This is a genomic window from Oligoflexus sp., assembly GCF_035638955.1.
Lineage (GTDB): Bacteria > Bdellovibrionota_B > Oligoflexia > Oligoflexales > Oligoflexaceae > Oligoflexus.
Genome location: NZ_DASQYZ010000025.1, coordinates 64,560 through 84,998 on the forward strand (window position 1 = coordinate 64,560; position 20,439 = coordinate 84,998).

Sequence of the window (20,439 nt, forward strand, 5' to 3'; positions counted from 1 at the left end):
TCGAGGATGATGATATGAGTGAGTTTATTACCAAATGCAAAGACGAGATGCAAAAGCGCGTGGTGGGCTTTGAGAAGGACCTGACCCGCGTGCGGACCGGCCGTGCTTCCATCAGCATGCTGGATAACGTGAAAGTCGACTATTACGGCACGATGAGCCCTCTGAATCAGGTGGGAACGCTGTCCACGCCGGACGCGCGGACGATTCTGGTGGCGCCTTTCGAGAAAAAGCTGATCGGCGAAATCGAAAAGGCCATCATGAAGGCTGACCTTGGCGTGCAGCCGAACAGCGATGGTGTGGTTGTTCGGATTCCGATTCCTCAGCTGACTGAGGAGCGGCGTAAGGACATCGTGAAAAGCTTGAAGAAGATGTCGGAAGAAGCCAAGGTTTCGATTCGTCTCATCCGCCGTGATTTGAACGATGAAGTGAAGAAAGCGGAGAAGGATAAGAAGGTCACGGAAGACGAAAGCAAACGCATTCTGGATGAGGTTCAGAAGCTGACCGACAACTTTATCAAGGCTGTTGATGAGCGTCTGACGAAGAAAGAGAAAGAAGTGATGACGGTGTAACGTCATCGTGGTCGCGCTTCGTGCCCCCCTGCGGGGGTAAAGCGCGGGGCTGCTTGATGCTGGTGCGCGGGCTGCTTGATGCCACACCTGCATTGGGGCGGAGCAAGGGGCCTTTTGGCGCTGAAGCAAGGGGCAGTTCGATGGCGGCCCCTTCGGGCTGATGTGAGAACGTACGAATGACGCAAAAAAGCCCTGTCATCCCCCGCAGGGGGACAGGGCGTTCAAAACGTCAAGACGAGTCTTAAAGTTCTTTGGAAGGCAGGTTCAGAGCCACGAGCTTGCGCTTCTTGATCCGTTCCACCAGCGTGGTGCGGTTCAACCCCAGAAGTTTCGCGGCTTGATTCTTATTGTTTCCGGTACGTTCCAGGGCCTGCATGATCAGGCTGTTTTCCAGCCGTTCGATGTAGGTCTCCAGATCGATGCCTTCCACGGGCAAAAGTTCCATCGCGATGTTGGGCGCGATATCCTGACTCCAATCCGGTTCCACCGCGTCCTTTGGTACTTCGACCAAGAGCTCGCGATCGCGGACCGTGGCGCCCGCTTTGAGGCGACGGTATTCGGGTGGCAATGAGTCCAGCGTGATGGCTCCACCGCCGCTCATGACGACCAGACGTTCGATCAGGTTCTGCAATTCACGAACGTTGCCCGGCCAAGGGTATTGCTCCAGGCACTGATACACTTCGCCCTGGAAATAACAAAGATGATTCAGCTCATGCAACTGGTTGGAACGCTGCAGGAAATAATCAAGGAGCTGGCGGACATCACCCTTACGCTCCCGTAAAGGGGGCAAGGTAATCGGCAGTACGTTCAACCGATAAAAGAGGTCCAAGCGGAAACGATTCTGCGCTACAGCCTCTTCAAGATCCACGTTGGTCGCTGTAATCACGCGTACATCCGAGATCTTGACTTCGTTGGAACCGATCGGGCTGTACTGCTTTTCCTGCAAAACGCGCAGGAGCTTGGCCTGAAGTCGAGGCGGCATCTCCCCGATTTCATCCAGAAAGAGTGTGCCACCGGCGGCTTCTTCAAAATAACCCTTACGGCTTTTGTCAGCACCGGTAAAGGCGCCTTTTACATAACCAAAAAGCTCGGATTCCAGAAGAGTTTCTGGAATGGCACTGCAGTTGACAGCCAGAAAACGGCGGCTGGCACGCTGCGAAAGGCGGTGGAGGGCACAAGCGACCAACTCCTTGCCTGTCCCGCTTTCCCCGTGGATTAGGACTGGCGAATCTGACCGTGCGACTTTGCCGATGGTTTGAAAAACCTTTTCCATGGCTTCGCTCTTGCCAACGATGTCGTCGAGGGCCTGACGCAGGGTCCCAACAGGAAGAGGCCCCTCCTTGTCAAGAACCTGGGGAATCAGATCCGAAGCGACGTTGCTGTCATAGAGATTGCGTTGATTCATAGCGAAGCTGAACTCCTCATGGCGCGCTAAGATGGGAACGGGGAAGCGCTTTTTCCGGTGGACTCTGACAAAGTCATAATCAGTCGTAAAAAGGGAGAGAGCCCGAAAGGCTACTTTCGAAATCCGGAAACCTGTGATGCATGGGGTCTACACTTTTATATTAACAGACGGTGAAAGAACCTCGCAAGGTACCCAGTCTTTCTGGTAGGCTGACGGCAACCGCGCTGGACGGGGCAGGCATCGAGTACGACATCGTTTTTTTGCTGAGTTTTTTAAGACTGCAGCGCATAATTTTTAGTTCACGGAGCCTAAAAAAGGCAGGGGGTTGAATGCGTGTCGCATTTGTGCATGATTGGCTGGTGACCTGGCGCGGCGGGGAAAAGGTTCTCGAGGCTTTGCTGGAACTCTATCCAAATGCTCCCATTTACACTCTGTTTTATGATGAAGCGGAAATGCCGGAATCGATAAGGCGACGTCAGGTGATTGTTGATCCCTGGCTGAACGCATTGAAGCGTTTTCGCAAAATACTTCTGCCGCTTTTACCAGCAGCAATCGAAGCGATGCCCTTGGAAGATTATGATCTGGTCATCAGCACTTCGTCCTGCGTGGCGAAGGGCGTTTTGGTTGGAGCCGAGGCTCGCCACATCTCCTATATTCATTCACCCATGCGATATATTTGGGATCAGCGTCGATATTATCTGACTCCTCACCGGCCGCTGTCTTGGGTCGAAATGATCAAACATATCCTTCTTTCGAAATTGCGCGTTTGGGATGTCGCATCCAATCATCGCGTGGATCGCTTCGTTGCGAATAGCAGCTTCGTGCGTTCACGCGTCAAACGTTACTATGGACGCGACGCGCAGGTTGTGCATCCACCGGTTGCCATTGAACGATTCAAACCGCAAAACCCAAAAAAAGGTGGATATTTCCTGGCCGCAGGAGCCTTTGTGAACTACAAGCGTTTTGATTTGGCTATCGCTGCCTGCGAAGCGCTTGGGAAAAAATTAATCGTGGCAGGATCCGGTCCTGATGAAAAGCAACTGCGACGATTGGCTGGTAAAATGACCGAATTTCGGGTGAAGCCATCAGCGGATGAATGGGTCGCGCTTTTTCAAAATGCCGATGCTCTCCTCTTTCCCGGTGTCGAGGATTTTGGCATTACGGCCATCGAAGCCCTGGCTGCCGGAACTCCTGTCATAGCCTTGAAAGCCGGTGGGGCACTGGATTTCATCCAGGAAGGAAAAACTGGACTCTTTTTTCAGGAAGCCACCGTAGAATCCTTGCGGCAGACATTGGAGAATTTTCAAAGTCAAGCCTTCCATCGCGACTACCTCACCACCTTCGCAGCGACTTTCAGCCGTGATAATTTTCAAAGAAGAATGCGTCAGGAGATCGACGCGATCGTGAAGGATCGAGCATGAATCAGAAGACCAGTCAGCTGCTTTTTTCCATGCGACTGCTCGGTGATCTCGTCATGATCACCCTCGCCTGGGTGCTGGCTTTTTTGGTGCGTTTTTATTCCTGGATGGACATCCCTTTGGGTGTTCCGCCCGTTCACCTCTACAGCAAGCTGATTCCCTTTATCTGGGGCATTTGGCTGGCGACGTTTGCCTTTACCGGCGGCCTGAAAAGGCTGGGTCAACAGAAGCGATTTCGTTATGAAGTCTTCGATATCATTCCCGCTTCCATGGTCGCGCTGCTAGCCTTGATTGCTTTCACTTATTTTTATGAAGAATACCGCTATTCGCGCCTTACCCTCTTGATATTCGGTGCCTTGCAGCCCTTCGCTGTCATCCTCGGTCGCGATATGGTTCGGCGTACGATTCGTACCTGGCGTCGCCGTCTCGATCCTCGGCGGGTGCTCATCATTGCCCGTGGTGATGGCATTCTGGAGGCTCTTTCCATCAGCAGTAAACTGGGTGTGGAACGATCCCTCGTGGCCGGAGTGATCATGCCCGGCGGCCCTATTCATAGCCATGAGGAAGATATTCTACAGGAGCAAAAGCTCGTTCGGGTCACCGAACCTTTGGACTGGGCCCACTTCTTTGTCGAACATCCGATTCAAACTGTGGTCATCGCCCTCCCCTATCAGTTCCATGGCTTTCTTGATCAGCAATTGGAAAAGATCGTGGATCAGGTAAACGATATTCGCATTTTGCCCGATATCAAACGCTTCAGCCGCATGTCACCCGGCATCGAATTGATCGATAATGCACCCGTGATCAGTATTCACGAAAGCCCACTTTCGGGATTCAATTGCATCCTGAAACGAAGTCTGGATATTCTCGGTTCATCGGTGGCCTTATTGCTCCTGAGCCCCGTGATGCTGGCGATTGCCTTGCTGGTGCCCTTCAGTTCCCGCGGCCCTATTCTTTACCGCCAGGAACGAATGGGACTTGATGGCGTTCGGTTCAACTGCCTGAAATTCCGATCGATGCCGGTGGATGCCGAACATCAAACCGGGGCCGTCTGGGCCAAACCGGGTGATGCTCGCGCCACCAGACTTGGTAGTTTTCTGCGTCGCACGAGCCTGGATGAATTGCCACAATTTTTTAACGTCTTGCGGGGTGACATGAGCCTCGTTGGACCAAGGCCGGAACGCCCGGTGTTTGTCGATAAGTTTCGCAAGGAAGTCCCGGGCTATATGCTGCGGCACAAGGTCAAGACAGGGATTACCGGATGGGCCCAGGTCAATGGCTGGCGTGGCAGCACCAGCATTGAAAAGCGTATCGAATGCGATCTTTTTTATATTCAAAATTGGTCGCTGTGGCTGGATATCAAGATACTCTTTTTGACCCTGGATGAAGTCATCCGCGGGCGCAATGCCTACTAGCTGAAAAAAGAAAAGGCTCTCTGCCATGCAGAGAGCCCAAGTTGCTGTTACAGGCCTTTGTCAATGACTCTTGCTCAGAAATGAGCGAGCCCGACTGAAGTAAGCCTTATAATCGACATAACGAATGGGTTTATCCGGAATCGTGGGATACATGACGTTGGCATGTTCCGGGCTATGCTCCATCTGCAAACCGTGACCGATTTCGTGACAGAAAAGATGATAAAGATGCTGGGCTTCATCACTGCCTGAATTCTCAAGCGCGGCCAATTTCGTTTCAAAATTTTCCTGATCAAATTCAATTTCCATGGCGTAGGCTACCGTTTCGGTATTCTTCTCGCCTTTCAACGTTAAAGTGGATTGCTGTTTCTTGGTCGTAATCCACTTGCCGAGTCCCAGTTTGTGTCCATCGTTATGCAATCCGCGCACAAAGCGAATCCGGGAATTACTGTCCTCAGGCTGGTCAACAATGGTCAGCGCCTGGGAACCCATGTCCTTGTTATAGCGTTTTGCGAGAATTTTGATCGCGTTCTGCAGGTCGGGGTCCTGGGTTTCCGCATAGATACGGAAATCTTTGACAGTAACCACGTGATATTCCTGGCAGGCAAAGAGGAAAACCAACGAAAAAAACAGAGGAAGAGTGCGGCCAATCATAGAATAAACCTCAAAAGCAGCAACAGCATTAGGAGCAACAGCAGCAGGAGTAAGAATCCCCGGGGTTGCCGGGTTAAGGGAGTTATATATGAGTCATAGTTACGCAGTCAAGTCTGACTTGGCCCCCTTTTTTCGCTTTTAATAAATGCCCACCTTTGTCTGGTACTTAGGCGCCCTTCCCCACGAGAATCAGCCGCAGGGGACTTTTCGGACCCCCGAACCGCGGGAAATAGCTGCCCACTTAGGGACCAGGCAAAAAATTCCTGAACTCTATTTCAGTAAGAATTTAGAGATCTTACGCTCAAGGAGGAACTTTCTGCCGGGGAAAAAACATTCGCGGGTTAAAAATTGCCCGGTCGGGACCGATTCTTTACCTAGATAAAGGTTCAACGCTCTACGTGAAGGATGCGGAAATGAAAGGCAACCCAAGTGATACGTATACGATTACCCTGGATGACGATGTCATGGTGCATCAGATCATCGAACGGTCGACCAAGATTCGCACCGTTGGGATGAAGGATCCCGAAGAGCTGCTCGCTCGCGTGGACGAACTGCACCCAATCGCTGTCTTCATCGACATCCATTTGGGTAATGGCCGGACTGGATTGGATATTTTGCCCAATCTGCGCGCGGCATGGCCCTTCTGCCCAATTCTTGTCATCACTGGAACGCCAGCTGAAACAAGTATTGTCAAAGCCTTGAACTCCGGCGCTGATGATTTCATCCGCAAGCCCTTGATTCCTGATGAAGTCGATGCACGTTTCAAACTGCGCATGGCGGATGCGGCTCAGAAAGCTGCCAAGGAAGTGGTTGAATTCGGTGATATCACCATCGACTCGGCCCATCGCACGGTCGAAGGTCCATCGGGGAAGCGTTTCGCTTCGCCAATCGAAGTCAATCTTCTGGCCTGCCTCGCCAACACCGAAGGCGCGATCGTCGAGAAAGATGCTTTGAAGATGCGTTGCTGGGGTCAGATCAAGGTTACGGACAATGCTTTGCACCGTAAGCTGCACGCTGTGCGTCAGCTTCTGAAGGATGTGTCCGACAACGTCGTGATCGAAACCAAATACGGCGTCGGTTTTTACCTAAAATACCTTGGTCAGGGTCAGCAGCATTTGGATGTTGCTTCCTAATCGTTTGCTGGAAAGGTTGAGACATGGGTGCAGCTCCCAAGCTGGATGATGCCTGCCCGATTATTGATGCGCAGAAACTTCAAGCCATCAAGAATCTCGGCGAGCCTGATGATGAAGACGACTTCTTTAAGGAGCTGCTCAACATTTTCTTTCAGCGTTGTCCTGCACTGCTGGCCGAGCTTGATGCGGCCGTAGCAGCCAAGGACCCGGTGAAGCTCGAACGCTCCGGTCATGCATTGAAAGGCACTTCAGGAAACCTGGGTGCCATGATGATGATGAAATTGGCCGAGCAACTTGAAGTGATGGGACGCAGTGGTAAAGTCGAAAATGCATCGGAAGTCCTGGCGGAGTTGCATAAGACCTATCCTGTCACGAAAAAAGAGCTTGAGACCCATTGGTTGTAAGACCGTGAGCCTCAATCAGTGTTAGCCTTTGCAATCTTGCTGGGCCTCGCGCTAAGATAGGACCCTAAAAAGTTCCTCCGAAGCCGAGGCCCGTTATGTCTTTCGATGTTTTTTCCATAAGGTCCGCCCAGGCTGCCTTGAAGCCTATCATCGTCAGCGTTCCCCACGCCGGGACCGACGTGCCTGATGAAGTGGCGCAAAAACTACGACCCGAGATATTAAATCAATTGCCGGATACCGATTGGTACGTTCCGGAACTTTATGCATTCTGCCAAAGTCTGGGTATTCCCATGATTCAGGCTCGTTTGAGCCGTTACGTCGTGGATCTGAATCGACCCATGGAAGGGCCCGCTCTCTATACGGATCAAAGACGACAGACCGATGCCATGCCGCTGACCACCTTTGATGGTGTGGAACTTTACGAGGCTGCCCAAAGGCCGGATGACGCCGAACGCGAGCGTCGTGCGCGGCTCTACTATCGGCCTTATCATGCTGCGGTGCAGCAGCTCCTTGCAGAAACACAGAAAAAATTCAAAAACGTCCTCCTGTTTGATGCGCATTCCATTCGCCGTTCCGTGCCGTCCTTGGCCCGCGATCCCTTTGCGGATATGATCGTCGGCGATCGCGATGGCATCAGCGCGGATAAAAAGTTAAGTGAAACCCTGCTGAGGGTTCTCAGGAATTCGCCGTATCAGATCGCGCATAATCAGCCGTTCAAAGGTGGACAGATTACCCGCGCCTTTGGCCATCCGGAAGCCAAGGTTCACGCCTTGCAGCTGGAGATGTCACAGGATGTGTATATGAACGCAGAACGCACGCAGCTGGATCCAGACAAAAGCGCCCAGGTGCAAAATGTTTTGCAAAAGGCCCTGCTGGAATTGGCGAACGTGCTGGAGGCCATGGGATGACACAGGTTTTGCAATTTAAAGCTGGCTACGTTGAGAGCCAGTGGCTGGCACCCTGTTTTGTGATGTTGGATGAGCTGGGTCGTATCGTCGAGATTGGAGCGGATCAACCCGATCATCTGGTCACGGAAAAGAATGATGGCTATCTGATGCCTGGTTTTGCCAACGGTCATTCCCATTCGTTTCAGTATCTGATGTGTGGGATGGCCGAGCGGCTTGAGCCTGGGCATGAAAGCGATGATTTTTGGTCCTGGCGCGAGAAAATGTATCAGCTGGCCGCGGTGCTGGATCCTGAGCAGCTCACCGATCTCACGACCCGCTTTTATCAGACGCTTTTGGAATATGGTTATACTTCGGTTTGTGAGTTCCATTATCTGCATCATGATAAGTCAGGCCATCATTATGCACAGCCAGCCACCCTCTCCATTTCCATTATGGAGGCCGCAAGACGGGCTGGCATTCGCTTGACCCTCGTGCCTGTCTATTACCATCAGGCGGCTCCTGGCAAACCCATCCAGCCTCGACAAAGGCGGTTTTATTCCAAGGATACCGACGAATATCTGGGCCTTTTGGAACACATTGCCAACGCCAATCGCAAGCAATATCCCGAAGTGCTGGTAGGATATGGCGTGCACTCCATGCGAGCGGCGCCTCCACGTGATATCAAAACCATCTTAGGCACGCATTGGGCCCTGGGACCCGCGCATTTTCACGTGTCGGAGCAGTCCACCGATGCCATCGCCTTTGAACAGGCCTATCACTGCCGGGCTGTGGACTGGCTTTACGATAATATTCCCCTGTCCGATCATCATAACCTTGTGCATGCGACCCATATCAATACAGTGGAAATCAAAAAGCTGGTGGCGTCCAAAGCCACGGTTGTGCTCTGTCCTTCAACGGAAGGCAACCTGGGTGACGGCATCTTCCCCTTCCCGGAATTCTTTGACCAGGGCGGGAACTTTTGCATAGGCACCGATTCGCATGTCAGCCTTTGCCCATTTGGGGAAGCGCGGTATCCGGAGATCGTCCATCGCCTGTTTATGGAAAAGAGAAATCTCCTCTGTGATGCGGAGCACCTGGACTCGGGACAATTACTCTTTGATCACGTGCAGAATGCAGGACGGAAGGCTTTGGGTTTGACAGGGGACGCGTTTGCGGTGGGACAGCCATTCGATGGCATCGTGCTCGATAGCAGCCATGATCGCCTCGTGGAGCGGCCACTGCACAACATTATGGGCATTGCCATGTATGCGGGTGATCAGAACTTGATTGAAACCGTTTATGTGCAGGGGAAGAAACAGGTCAGCGCCGGACGGCATGTGAAAAAGCACCAGACTGTGGAGGCCTTCCGTAAGCTCATGAAGCAGGTGACCGCGGACCTTAGTCATTGATCCGGCAGCAGCGGGCTTCCACGGTGCATCCATCACCGATGCACCAAGCCTTGCAGCCGCGTTCGTCACAGATGAAATCATTGACATGAAGATTGGGGCGGTTGTGATCGCCCTGAAGGTCGATGCGGCCCAGTCCCGTGACCTGGTAGCCACTGGGGCAGGTGGAAAGGGGCGACCAACGATCGACCTGGCCTGTGACCTTAAGACCAGCCGTACATTCCAATTTGAATTTTGGGACGGTCTGTCCCTGGACAGATGTCGGCTGTTCCATGCCAGCCTTCGCCTGTCGTAGGACAGGCGTTGCCTGTCCTACGACAGGCGTTGCCACAAACAACAAACTCAAGACCATCCCACGCATGATTCGCCTTACTTGATGAGCGCTTTCACAGCAGCTTCGGAATCCCGAAGTTTGCCGCTGAAATTGGAACGCAATTTCACCATGTTACTAAGGCTCTGACGGTTGCGGCCCTGCAGGAAGAAGCCCGACGGAGCCTTCATTTTACCGTCGATCATGGACGAATCGAAGTCCATGGTCGTCGAGTAATTACCTTCCTTCGGCTTGCCTTTTTCAGCAGCCTGAATGTTGACCGCGAACAGGGCTATGATAAGTCCAAGTAGCGTTTTCATCGCCTGGCCTCACTTAAGTTGTTTCTCCAGATCATCAATTTCTTCTTCATCATTGCGATAGGATTTTTTCTTTTTGGCTTCCACTTTGGGCGCCAGAGCTTTTTCAGCCTTGGCCGCTGGTGCGCTGGTGGTCGTACCATCGCTGTTGATGGCTGCTTGCGACGGAGCTGGAGCTACTGGAGCTGCAGCTGCTGGAGCTGTAGCTCCAGCTGCCGGCTGACTCGAAGCAGGTGCCGGTGCTGCCGCCTGAGTTGGGACCGCACGATTCTTATCCGGACGATTCTGATCCGCTTCCTGAATGCGTGGATCGGCGTCCACGAATTCCTTATCCTTGGTCGTGGCTGGAGCGCCCACGCCACCCGCCTTGGCTTTGGCGGCCAGTTTCATGATGTCATCATCCGAAACACGTTTGCCGGTCATGGCTTCTTTTTCCGAGCGCACTTTTTCAATCAGAGCAAAGACTTCCTGATTGTTCTTCTTCTTGGCAAAATCGGTATCCAGGTAGCGCTTCAGGTAATCGATCGATTTATCAAAGTTCTTGCGACGCTCTTCCACCACGGCCATGTTGAAGATGGCCACAGGGTTGTTCTTGGACATGCCCAGCACCTTCTCATAAAGGTCTTCCGCACGCTCCAGGTTGCCGCGATTCGATTCAATGATGGCCATGTGAAGGTTGGCATCAGGATGCTCGGGCATCACCTTCAGGATGCGTTCAAATTCCACCGCAGCCAGACCCAGCTGACGATAGTGAACATAAAGCACACCCAGGTTCATCCGCACAGCAATGTCCGACGGATTGCTTTTCAAAGCTTCCTGAAAGGCTTGCAGGGCGAATTCAGGCTTGTTCTGGCGCAAGGCGATCATGCCCAGAAGGTTTAGAATCTGGCTATCCTTGCTATGGATCGCATCCAAACCGTTCAGAATGATATTGGCCATCTCAAGGTTGCCACGGCGGTAATAGATCTGGGCCAGGATCTTACGCGACGTTTCGTTGCGCGGATCGATGCGCAGAGCGTCCCGGCAGGACTTTTCCGAGCGATCATAGCGACCCATGGCCAGATATGTCTGGGACAGGTTGATATGGGCATTCAAATCGCGAGGATTTTCCTGAAGACGCTTTTCCAGCTTGATGACGAGGGCCCCCGTAGTGCCTTCTTCATTGGTCTTCATGGATGATTTGGTATCGTCCTGGCTTTGCAGCTCGAACTTACGCTTTTCCTTATCGATCCGGGCGACCTGACCTGTGGTGCTACAGCCCAGATTCAAGCCGAGTATGCCTAAAAGAGCGACGGATATCAGTTGTTTCATAAGGCTTCCTCCAGCTTTCATTTCGCGATATCAGCGATAGATTCGTCCCAGACCATAACGTGCGACATATATGTGGGCGATGTGGTTTTCTCCACCACAGCCGGATACTTATCGGGCTGCAGCTCCACCATTTTCTCATAGGCCTTACGGGTCCATTCGGTAAACGTCTGGACTTCCTGCGAACGTTTGAAGGCGGCTTCAAAGAACTTGTTGCTTTCATCACGAAGAGGGAAAGCGACTTTTTCGATGGAGCTGCGATAATCGTCGATAGCTTTCTGATTCGCTCCCTTGGGGGCGGGTGCATCAAACAGGACCTTGGCAAAGTTTTCGTGCATCACACCCAGGTGATAGAGCGAAGACACGGTATGTTCACCGCTGCCGAGTTCAATCACTTCCTGATAGCGGCTGACGAGACTGACCAAACGTTCCTGCTTGCTGGCCATTTCCTTTTCGATCCGCGCCGCATCGGTCACGCGAATTTCAGTAAAGTTCTTATAGTCGTTCTCAATGTCATCGATCAAAGCCGCGGCGGCGATGCGGCGAGCTTCGAGAGCCGGCGGAGCGTTCTTGGTAATCAGATCCTTCTGCAGGCGACGGATTTCCTTCACACCGTTGGCGCGATTGCCACTGAGCAAGGCGATCTTGGCCAGACGGGCCCGGGCCACCAGGTTCTGCTCCGAACGATCCGGCCAGAGACCGGCATACTGATTGTAATACTGGGTGGCTTCACCCCAGGTTTTGTTCAGCTCATTCATCTCGGCGATCTGCAGCACCGCGGTGCGGGCCAGATCATCCTTGCCGTGGAGCGAAATGAATTTCTTGTAGAGGCTGATCGACTCATTGTAGTCCTTCAGACCGCGGTAAAGGGTCGCCGCATTATAAAGAGCTTTCACCGAGTCGGCTTCCTTGCTGAAGTTCAGGCCATAGTACTTATAAAGCTTGGCAGCCTGATCAAAGTCAGCCAGGGATTCATTGGTCTGGGCCATATCCAGCGAGACCTTGGGGGCCAGCTTGGATTTGGGATATTCCTTGAGCAGAAGGTGACCAACCCGCAGGGCGTCTTCCACCTTGGCCAACTTGTAATAAGCGGTTGAAGCGTTGTAAAGAGCGGCGTCCGCACTTTCATCGGTGGGGAACTGCGACTGGAACGATTCAAACGTCTTGGCTGCTTCAGCCAGCTTGTTTTCCTTGTTCTGCTGCAGACCCAGGTTGAATACACCGGTTTTCATAGCCTTGATCAGATCTTCTTTCAGACTGGTGGCCACGATTTTTTGATTATCGTAGTACTTCTTCGAGTACTTCACCAGGTTTTCCCAGTCCTTGCGCTCGGCATAGAAGGTCAGGATCATTTTGATGGAACTCTTGCCTTGAGTCGTGTCCGGAATATCCATCCCGATATTCTCAAAACGCTTCAAACCCTCGGGGTAATGACCGTATTCAAACCAGGTCATGGCCGCGGTGTAGCGCATGGGAAAGCCTTCCTTCTCTTTAGGCAGAAGGGCTGCATAGTTGTCGATCATGGTGACCATCTTCTGCTTCACACGGGGCAGTGGCACGGGCTTGGAAACCTGGCCCAGAGGTGGCAACTTCTGATAGGTCGTGGCTTCGTCGATCTTCTTGATGGCAACAACCGAGTTGAATGCGGATTCTTTCAGGTATTTGCCGTCCTTGGGACGTTCCTGGGTCACTGTGTAGTATTCGTCCGCAGCATTTTCGAATTGTTCGAACTGGAAGTAGATATCCGCAAGGTAATAACGGAGTTCATAGGCATCTTCCGTTTTGGGGAAGGTGGCCAGATAGAGTTTATAGAGTTCAGCCGAGGTCGCCAGCATGGGCTTCTTCTTGGTCTTCTGACCCTGCTGATGATAAAGAGTTCCGTAGCGGTGGATGTTTTTTCTGGTTTTCTCGACAGCTTCGTCCAGAACATCTTTCTTGGTCGCGTTGGCTGCAATCCACTTGCTGCCTGCGTCCACATAAAGGGCGCGCATGCGCTTCATGTTATCCACGAGTGCCGCGGAGTTCATGGTTGTATCGTAGAGTTTCGCTAACTTGGAATGAATCTCAGGATTGCGCGGACGTGTAGGCGATTCCGCCAGCAGGCGACCGAAGACGTCAATAGCCTTGCTGTTTTCCCCGTTGTCCTCATAGATGTTGCCGAGGCGCTCGAGCATGTCATAGAAGGATTCTTTTTCGCCGATGCGATTGAAGTATTCCATCGCTTCGTCGATTTTTTCGGTTTCGGCATAGACCATGATCAAATCGTTGATAGCTTCCTGGCGCAGGTTGAAGTTACCAGGATTGTTCTTATCCTTTTCCGCAATCTTGATGGCCAGTTTAAAAGCGGCAATGCCCTTGTCCACGTTTTCCATGGTTTCTTTTTCGTTGGCAACCTTGGAATTGTAGTAGGCCCAGCCTAGCTTATAGACGGCGAAGGGATAAACCTTGGATTCCTTGTCAGGATTGCCTTTGGAAGCATCCATGGCGTTCTTGTAGTTGTCCTTGGCTTTTTCCATGTCGTGCTTGTAGAAATAGAATTCGCCGAGGGCCAGATAGGTATCCGCCAGCAGCATGGAATCCTTGTGTTCGCGCACGAGCTGGTTGAAGTAAAGAACCGCATTGTCATTTTCAAGCAGCAGCAAGGTTTTGGCCAGGGAATACAGCGCCGCATCCGTGCGAGGATGCTTGGGGAATTCCTTGACCAGCTTGCGGAAGGCTTCGGTACTCTTCAACAGTTCGGCCTGCGAGGCCTTGGTGGTCAGCTGCGGCTCGGCGCCTTTTTTGGTCTTCTTCCAGCCTTCGTATTTGGTTTCGTAGTCCTTCATTTCCAATTCGCGGATGTATTCCGCGCGCTCGGAATGAAGTTCACCCAAACGTAGGTAGAGTTCGAACTTGCGGTTCGCCTGCATGTTGGGGGTCGCCAGGAGCTTATGGATGCTGGTGACGGTCTGCATGCGCAGAACATCGGCTTCCCGCAGCCTTTCCGGTGACACGCCCTGCCGGCTTTCGGCAAAGTAGCTGTTCATATCAGCTTTGTTAGGCGCCGCATCCTTGGCCATTTTAGGCTTTTCTTTTTTAGCTGCGGCGGCGAATCCGACGGATCCGTTTCCAGCCATAGCCAAGGCGAGGATAGGCAGGATCAAAATTCTTCTGATGTGTCTCAAATTCATGCTTTCCCCTTTGCCAGAAATCGATGTTGGCTTAGAGCTTACACTCTGGTTCTACGTCGATGATCTGGTAGCCAATCTCATCCCACCAGTATTCAAACTTGTTATCTTCCCAGCTCTGAGTCTTGCGACTCCAGCCATTCACGGCGTCCTTATCCGTAACCTTCGACAGCTTGCTATCCCCGTGCAACTCCTTGCCCAGGATCTGATCCTTCTGGCTCATGAGAAGTTCGAGGTAGAGGAACTGCGATTGATCATAGAGTTCATCGAAGTGATCTTTCAGGTTACGAAGTTCACCCAAAAACCGCGTTCCGATGTCGCTTCGCATGATGGCCGCACGACCCAGGAGCATCTGCTTGTAAGGCTCGATGTCAGGCAAGGAGCCGTAGATGCCATAGGTTTCGAGGGCGTTCAATTCCTCGATAAGCGTGGCATACTGATCGCGAACCAGCAGCATCACATCGCTATGAGCAGCCGTATTCAAAACGTTGATGGGAATGCCGATCGCCTGACCCGATACACCGGTGATCAGGTTTTCAAACAGCTGATACGAAGCATCCGGACTGAGGCGCTGTCGATCGAGGAAAGTTCCCAGGTTGGCAACCGCATCACGGTGCTTTTCCGCGAAGTCAGCCAGCGCATTCCGGGCATCATCGTAACGGCAAACCCAATAATAGATCATCGATTCCAAAACCTTGCCTTCAGCATTGAAGCGATCTTCAAAGTAAGGCGAGTGCGCGGAATAGAGAGCACCTAACGCATGCTTGACGCTACCGGCCATGAAGAGGGCCCAGGACTGTTCAAAGATCGAGTCATAGAACAGCACACTGCTGCGGCGGATCAAACGGTATTCCTGAGCCGACTCGATGAAACGGCGTTCCTGATAATAGAGTCGGGCCAGAGCCATGTGTGTGTAATTCAGCATCTCGGCCATCTCATAGCGGCGAAGTTCCGCCAGATCCTGCGCCGTGGGATTCAAAATAGCCCGGAAATAGGCTTCGGCCTGTTTGGGTTGATTCTGCTTGATGGCGATCAGACCGAGCTGATACTGGGCCGGCATGAAATAGCGGTCCTGCATCACGATCTTATCGTAAGCCTGCTTGGCTCCAGCGTAATCATTCTTGGCTGCCAGCGCATTGGCCAGGATGTAGTTCCAGTTGTTCCCAAACGAAGGAGGATTGCCCTCGCGTGGCCCCAGGTTGGCTCCCAATTCTTCGAGAAGATACTGAACAGGTTTGGCCTTGGATGTTTTCCAAAGGATTTCCCAAAGGGGCTTGTGCTTCTCATCATAAGGCGATTGGGCAATAGCCAACGCGCGAATTGCATGTTCCGATGCCAGCAAAGGATAACCGGCGAGGAAGAGCAACTCGGAACGCACCTGCTCATAAGCCAGGCGGTTGTCGAGAGTGAGTTCACCCAGTTTAGGAACGAAGGTATCCAGAGCATCCCAGGCCGGACGCTTTTGGAGTTCGCCGCGACGATATTTTTCGAACACGGCGATCAGGCGCCTATTCGTGGCGGTATTCACCTGTCCTTGAACAACGGCCTGTTTCGCCGCTGGTTTTTTCGGGACTTTGCCGGTATTTTTTTGGGCCAGCAAAGGTGTCGCCACCAGGCCGGCCATCAACAGTAAGCTATGTATTGTATTCACTAACATCACGCTCCCACCCCAGGCTTGGACTATTAAAACAGGTAGTAGCTCAGACCAAAGTCGATGCTATAGGTATTCTTCCGATAGTCCGCACCATTGCGTGTTTCGGTATACGATCGGGCTCGGAAGTCGATTCGCATCGACAGAGCTTTCGCCCAATAGAACCTTTGACCGGCGCCATAGTTCAGGGCATTCAGGTCACCCTGATCGGTGCTGACCCGTGAAAGTCCGGCTGTGAAGTACACATCGGAATACACGATCAGGAAGTCCGCGAGGTTAAGCTTGCCGTAAAACGGAGCAAGAATCGCAGTGGTATCGATGATTTTCTTGATCTGATTGACTTCCGGATCCAGGATCCCTTGCACAAACGATCCATCCGATTCACGGCGATAGTATGTGATTTTACGAAGGGCCTTGCGGTCATCTGAATCGGCGACCTTGGCATTCATGGATTGGAGTTCGATACCAATCCACTCATTCAGGAACATCGCACCGCGAAATCCAAAGAGAGTGGTATCGGTATAAGCTTCATTCGTAATGGTGCCGTAGGAAAGCCCCAGCTCCGGACGCAGCGCTTTGGTAAAATAGCGATTCTGCAAAATCGTCACAGGAGATTGCTGCCCTTTGCCGCGAATCTCATCGGGCTTAAGGTCGATGGCGAACAGCGAAGGCGCCAGGCTCATCAGCAGGGTTGTCAAAAGAAGACGCGGACGAACAGATCGTAAATTCATAGGTTGACCTCTAATCAAGTCTCCCTGCACGGGAAACCTTCCTATAACGAAATAGTTCGGTGAATCGGATCGAAACCTTAAACATGGGACTCAAGCAATTCAGACTCGCGCGTAATTATCGATAACTACGGGATTATTTCAGTGCGACAGAATTAGATTCGGGAATCGAATTCGTGCGCACGCGACCTAACGAGCCTTGTAAAGAGTGTAACATGGGGAATGGGTAGGATAAGGAGGGCAAGAATTGCCCTCTTCGACGATGAGACTTGCGGGAATTACTTTGCGGTTTTGCGTCGTGCGTATTCTCGATTCAGAAGGTCGAGTTCACGACTGCTCTGGCCCAGGACGGACGAGTTTTCCTGAGCCCGACGCGTGAGGTAAGGCAGCAGTTCACCCACTGTTCCATAAGGCACGTATTTGGCAACCAGATAACCGGCGGCCGCGAGATTGAAGCTAATATTATCACTCATGCCGAGAAGCTGCGCGAAGTGAATGCGTTCATCGTGGGGCTCGATCTGGTGCTGGGCCATGAGATCCACCAGGAGGCGAACGGAGGCCTCATTATGGGTTCCCGCACAGAATGCAATGCGATCGAGGTTCGACACGCAGAACTTCAGGGCTTCATTATACTCGCGATCCGTCGCTTCCTTGGTGGGGTTGATCGGTGATGGACGACCTTCCTCGGCGGCGTGGTCGTTTTCCTTTTCCAAATAAGCACCACGTACCAGTTTAAAGCCGAGATAAAAATTCTGGGCTTGGGCCGTTGCCAAACATGACTTGATAAAATCCAGTCGATCGTGGCGATAGAGCTGAATCGTATTGGAGACGATGGCCTGCTCTTGATTCAAGCGAGCCATGAGTTCCATAGCTAAAGTATCCACCGTTTTTTGAATCCAGGATTCCTCGGCATCGATCATGATCCGCACACGCTTTTTCGCAGCATGCTCGCAGATGGCTTCAAAACGGCCCTTCACGCGGGCAAAGGCGGCCTGTTCATCGATGGTCAGCACATCGCCGCGATCTGTTTTCGCAAGGAGATCCAGAGAGGCCACACCCGTGGGCTTAAACACTGCGAATGGAATCAGCTTGCGATGCTGCGCTGCCATGTCGATGGTTCGAATGATTTCCTTGGTGACCAGGTCAAAGTCCTCTTCCTGGCCTCCCCCTTCCCGCGCAAAATCCAGAATGGTGCCAACGGATTTGGTTCCCAGCTGTTCGATACGCGGCAGACAGTCGGGTATGGTTTCACCGCCACAGAAATGCGAAAAGATGGTTTTTTTAATAAGGCCTTGAATCGGCAGGCGCAGCTTCAGGGAAAGATCAGCGAAAGTCGGCCCGAGTTTGACAACCAGGGGACTGCCGATGACTTTAAAGAGAAAAATCGCTTGCCGCAGCTGCTGATCGCTGAGCGATGCAAACGCGATCGCCGTATTGTTCAGATCAAGTTTCGCAGCAGGCGTCTCGGGCTGTCGTTTGGCTTTGGACATGGCGTGGCTCTCCGTAGGATCCGATGGGCGAGAACACCCTAGCAGAAGAGCCCGTAAAAGTCATGGCTTCACTGCTGTTTAGGCCTCAGGTTCTGGAAGGCCTCCAGCAAATCAATCGGCAATGGGAAGAACACGGTTTTGGCATTGGGAGATGCGGCCATATCGGCCATGGTCTGCAGGTATCGAAGCTGCAATGCTGTGTAATTATTGGAAATAAGATCAGCGGCATCCTTCAGCATTTGGGCAGCCTGGAATTCCCCTTCCGCCGCAATGACTTTGGCTCGACGTTCGCGCTCCGCTTCAGCCTGGCGAGCCATAGCCCTTTGCTGATCAAGGGGAAGGTCAACATGTTTAACTTCGACAGCGACCACCTTGATCCCCCAGGAATCGGTATTTTGATCGAGGATCCGCTGCAGGTGCAGATTGATCTTATCCCGTTCGGCCAGCAGCTCATCCAGAGAGTGCTCGCCCAGGACGGAACGCAAATGCGTCTGGGACAGCTGGGCTGTCGCATAAAGATAATTTTCAACATTGATCACAGCGCGCATGCTATCGACCACTTTAAAATAAACCACCGCATTCACTTTCAGTGAAATATTATCCCGGGTGATGACATCCTGAGGGTCGATATCCATGGTCACGATCCGTGTGGACACACGCGCTTCGATACGATCAATACCGGGAATCAAAAAGATGAGGCCTGGCCCTTTCGGTTGGTCGAGAGCCCGCCCCAATCGGAAGACTATGGCTCTTTGATATTCGGGTATGATGCGGACTGTCGAACTGATGATCAGAAGAATGCCGATAACCAGCAAAACCAGCATGAATTCCATATTTAATCCTTTCGTGTCGGTTGCAGGAGCCTGAGTTTCAGATTCAATCCATCGATAGCTTCAACATGAAGCCGGTCGCCCGGTTTCACGGTTTGGTGATTCACTTCTGTGGCATTCCAGTATTCGCCGAAGATACGGACGCGGCCGTGGCCATCAATAAAATATTCCACGGCTTCCACTTCCGCGCCCAGCAGAGTTTCCACGCCGGTTTTGGCTTTGGCTCGCACGTTGCGTAACACCAGCCAGCCGAGTCCTAGGAAAAAAGCCAAAAGGAAGAGGGACGTGGGAATGATCAACCATCGTGAGATGCGCATGGCGGGTTCGGCTTTGTCATCAATCAACAGGATGGATCCCGTGACAAAACCAATCAGTCCGCCAACGCCTAGAGCTCCAAAACTCGGCAGGAAGATTTCCGCCACCATAAAGACCACGCTGGCCAGAATCAGGAGCATGGCACCGAAGTTGACAGGCAGCATCGAGGATGCAATTAAAGCCAAAATCAAACTGATGGCTCCGATCACACCTGGTGCCACCACGCCGGGATGCGTGATTTCAAAGGCAAGTCCCAAAAGTCCCACAATGAACAGGAGATAAAAAAGATTGGGGTTACTGATGATTTCGAGCAGCTCATGGCGAAAGTTTCTTTCAAAAGGAACCAGCTCCGCGTTAGCTGTTTGGAGCTTCCGGGTCGTTTCGCCTATTTTAACGTCGCGGCCGTCCAATCCTTTCATCAGGGTTTTGAGATCAGGTGCGATCACATCGATGACCTTGTTTTCCAGGGCTTCCTGCGCAGTGATCGACAGGGAGTTGCTGACGAAGGAGGCGGCCATTTCACGGTTACGGCCACGGGCATCGGCAATGGACTGCATAAAGGCCACTGTATCGTTTTCAATTTTAGACCTGAGATCAGACTTATCATCAATATTTCGGCCGCTGATATCAACAGGATGGGCGGCACCGATATTGGTGCCTGGGGCCATGGCCGCTACATGTGAGGCGAGCGTGATGAATGTACCCGCACTGCCTGCGTGAGCGCCATCAGGGCCGACCCAAACCACCACTGGAACCTTGGCCGCCATCATATCCTGGACCATGGTCCGTGTGGCTTCGAGAGAGCCGCCCGGCGTATCAAGGATGATCAGGAGACCGTCCATCTTGTCTTTATCGATTTCGTTGAGGGCGCTTTTGAGGACGTCGGCGGAGGCAGCCCCGATGGTGCCCAAACGAAGCTCAAGCCACTTCGGAGGTGCATCGGCGCCATGGGCAAGATTGGGGAGCAGCAAGGCCAAGAGGAACGTGATCAGAGTCCGTAAAAAGCTGTGCGCCATGGATGAGACCCTCCCGTCA

18 protein-coding genes are annotated in these 20,439 nt (G+C 52.4%); 7 read left to right on the forward strand and 11 right to left on the reverse strand.

Features of this window, described 5'->3' with window-relative positions:
• Nucleotides 1-14 precede the first annotated feature (14 nt).
• Entirely contained in the window at nt 15-569 is a 555-nt protein-coding gene (gene frr / locus VE954_RS03155; RefSeq protein WP_324949575.1) for a ribosome recycling factor, read from the forward strand.
• 241 nt (nt 570-810) lie between these two features.
• Here the strand turns inward: frr and VE954_RS03160 are convergent, their stop codons facing one another.
• Nucleotides 811-1,974: a sigma-54 interaction domain-containing protein gene (locus VE954_RS03160; protein ID WP_324949577.1), complete on the reverse strand. Its 1,164-nt coding sequence runs from the start codon at nt 1,972-1,974 to the stop codon at nt 811-813.
• Between the two features lie 329 nt (nt 1,975-2,303).
• Between VE954_RS03160 and VE954_RS03165 the strand changes: the two genes are divergently transcribed.
• Together VE954_RS03165 and VE954_RS03170 are read left to right on the forward strand one after the other, a co-directional pair.
• Nucleotides 2,304-3,395 (forward strand): glycosyltransferase, encoded by a 1,092-nt coding sequence (locus VE954_RS03165; protein ID WP_324949579.1) that lies wholly within the window; start codon nt 2,304-2,306, stop codon nt 3,393-3,395.
• Entirely contained in the window at nt 3,392-4,807 is a 1,416-nt protein-coding gene (locus VE954_RS03170) for an undecaprenyl-phosphate glucose phosphotransferase (protein ID WP_324949581.1), read from the forward strand. Before VE954_RS03165 ends, VE954_RS03170 begins: the two co-directional genes overlap by 4 nt.
• Before the next feature lie 60 nt (nt 4,808-4,867).
• Here the strand turns inward: VE954_RS03170 and VE954_RS03175 are convergent, their stop codons facing one another.
• Nucleotides 4,868-5,392, reverse strand: a complete 525-nt coding sequence (locus VE954_RS03175; RefSeq protein WP_324949584.1) for a matrixin family metalloprotease — start codon at nt 5,390-5,392, stop codon at nt 4,868-4,870.
• Between the two features lie 479 nt (nt 5,393-5,871).
• Between VE954_RS03175 and VE954_RS03180 the strand changes: the two genes are divergently transcribed.
• The 4 genes from VE954_RS03180 to VE954_RS03195 all read left to right on the forward strand — a co-directional run bounded on the left by VE954_RS03180 (nt 5,872) and on the right by VE954_RS03195 (nt 9,291).
• Nucleotides 5,872-6,591: a response regulator transcription factor gene (locus tag VE954_RS03180; RefSeq protein ID WP_324949586.1), complete on the forward strand. Its 720-nt coding sequence runs from the start codon at nt 5,872-5,874 to the stop codon at nt 6,589-6,591.
• A gap of 23 nt (nt 6,592-6,614) precedes the next feature.
• Nucleotides 6,615-6,995, forward strand: a complete 381-nt coding sequence (locus VE954_RS03185; protein ID WP_324949588.1) for an Hpt domain-containing protein — start codon at nt 6,615-6,617, stop codon at nt 6,993-6,995.
• 95 nt (nt 6,996-7,090) lie between these two features.
• Complete coding sequence (locus VE954_RS03190) at nt 7,091-7,903, forward strand: N-formylglutamate amidohydrolase (RefSeq protein ID WP_324949590.1); 813 nt, start codon at nt 7,091-7,093, stop codon at nt 7,901-7,903.
• Complete coding sequence (locus VE954_RS03195) at nt 7,900-9,291, forward strand: amidohydrolase family protein (RefSeq protein WP_324949592.1); 1,392 nt, start codon at nt 7,900-7,902, stop codon at nt 9,289-9,291. Before VE954_RS03190 ends, VE954_RS03195 begins: the two co-directional genes overlap by 4 nt.
• On the opposite strand, the gene VE954_RS03200 is transcribed toward VE954_RS03195, so the two are convergent.
• The 9 genes from VE954_RS03200 to VE954_RS03240 all read right to left on the reverse strand — a co-directional run bounded on the left by VE954_RS03200 (nt 9,281) and on the right by VE954_RS03240 (nt 20,420).
• Complete coding sequence (locus tag VE954_RS03200) at nt 9,281-9,634, reverse strand: hypothetical protein (protein ID WP_324949594.1); 354 nt, start codon at nt 9,632-9,634, stop codon at nt 9,281-9,283. The genes VE954_RS03195 and VE954_RS03200 overlap by 11 nt on opposite strands.
• 23 nt (nt 9,635-9,657) lie before the next feature.
• Complete coding sequence (locus VE954_RS03205) at nt 9,658-9,918, reverse strand: hypothetical protein (protein WP_324949596.1); 261 nt, start codon at nt 9,916-9,918, stop codon at nt 9,658-9,660.
• Nucleotides 9,919-9,927: 9 nt separating this feature from the next.
• Nucleotides 9,928-11,226 (reverse strand): tetratricopeptide repeat protein, encoded by a 1,299-nt coding sequence (locus VE954_RS03210; RefSeq protein WP_324949598.1) that lies wholly within the window; start codon nt 11,224-11,226, stop codon nt 9,928-9,930.
• Between the two features lie 17 nt (nt 11,227-11,243).
• Nucleotides 11,244-14,393: a tetratricopeptide repeat protein gene (locus tag VE954_RS03215; protein WP_324949600.1), complete on the reverse strand. Its 3,150-nt coding sequence runs from the start codon at nt 14,391-14,393 to the stop codon at nt 11,244-11,246.
• Nucleotides 14,394-14,424: 31 nt separating this feature from the next.
• The gene (locus VE954_RS03220) at nt 14,425-16,041 is read right to left on the reverse strand and encodes a hypothetical protein (protein WP_324949602.1); all 1,617 of its coding nucleotides are present in this window, start codon (nt 16,039-16,041) and stop codon (nt 14,425-14,427) included.
• Nucleotides 16,042-16,073: 32 nt separating this feature from the next.
• Nucleotides 16,074-16,772 carry an outer membrane beta-barrel domain-containing protein gene (locus VE954_RS03225; RefSeq protein ID WP_324949604.1) on the reverse strand — a complete coding sequence of 233 codons (699 nt, stop codon included), beginning with the start codon at nt 16,770-16,772 and terminating at the stop codon, nt 16,074-16,076.
• Between the two features lie 275 nt (nt 16,773-17,047).
• Nucleotides 17,048-18,259: a proline dehydrogenase family protein gene (locus tag VE954_RS03230; protein ID WP_324949606.1), complete on the reverse strand. Its 1,212-nt coding sequence runs from the start codon at nt 18,257-18,259 to the stop codon at nt 17,048-17,050.
• A gap of 68 nt (nt 18,260-18,327) precedes the next feature.
• Nucleotides 18,328-19,092, reverse strand: coding sequence for a slipin family protein (locus tag VE954_RS03235; protein ID WP_324949608.1), 765 nt, complete (start codon nt 19,090-19,092; stop codon nt 18,328-18,330).
• 2 nt (nt 19,093-19,094) lie between these two features.
• On the reverse strand, nt 19,095-20,420 hold the full coding sequence (locus VE954_RS03240; protein WP_324949610.1) for a nodulation protein NfeD: 1,326 nt from the start codon (nt 20,418-20,420) through the stop codon (nt 19,095-19,097).
• Nucleotides 20,421-20,439 lie beyond the last annotated feature (19 nt).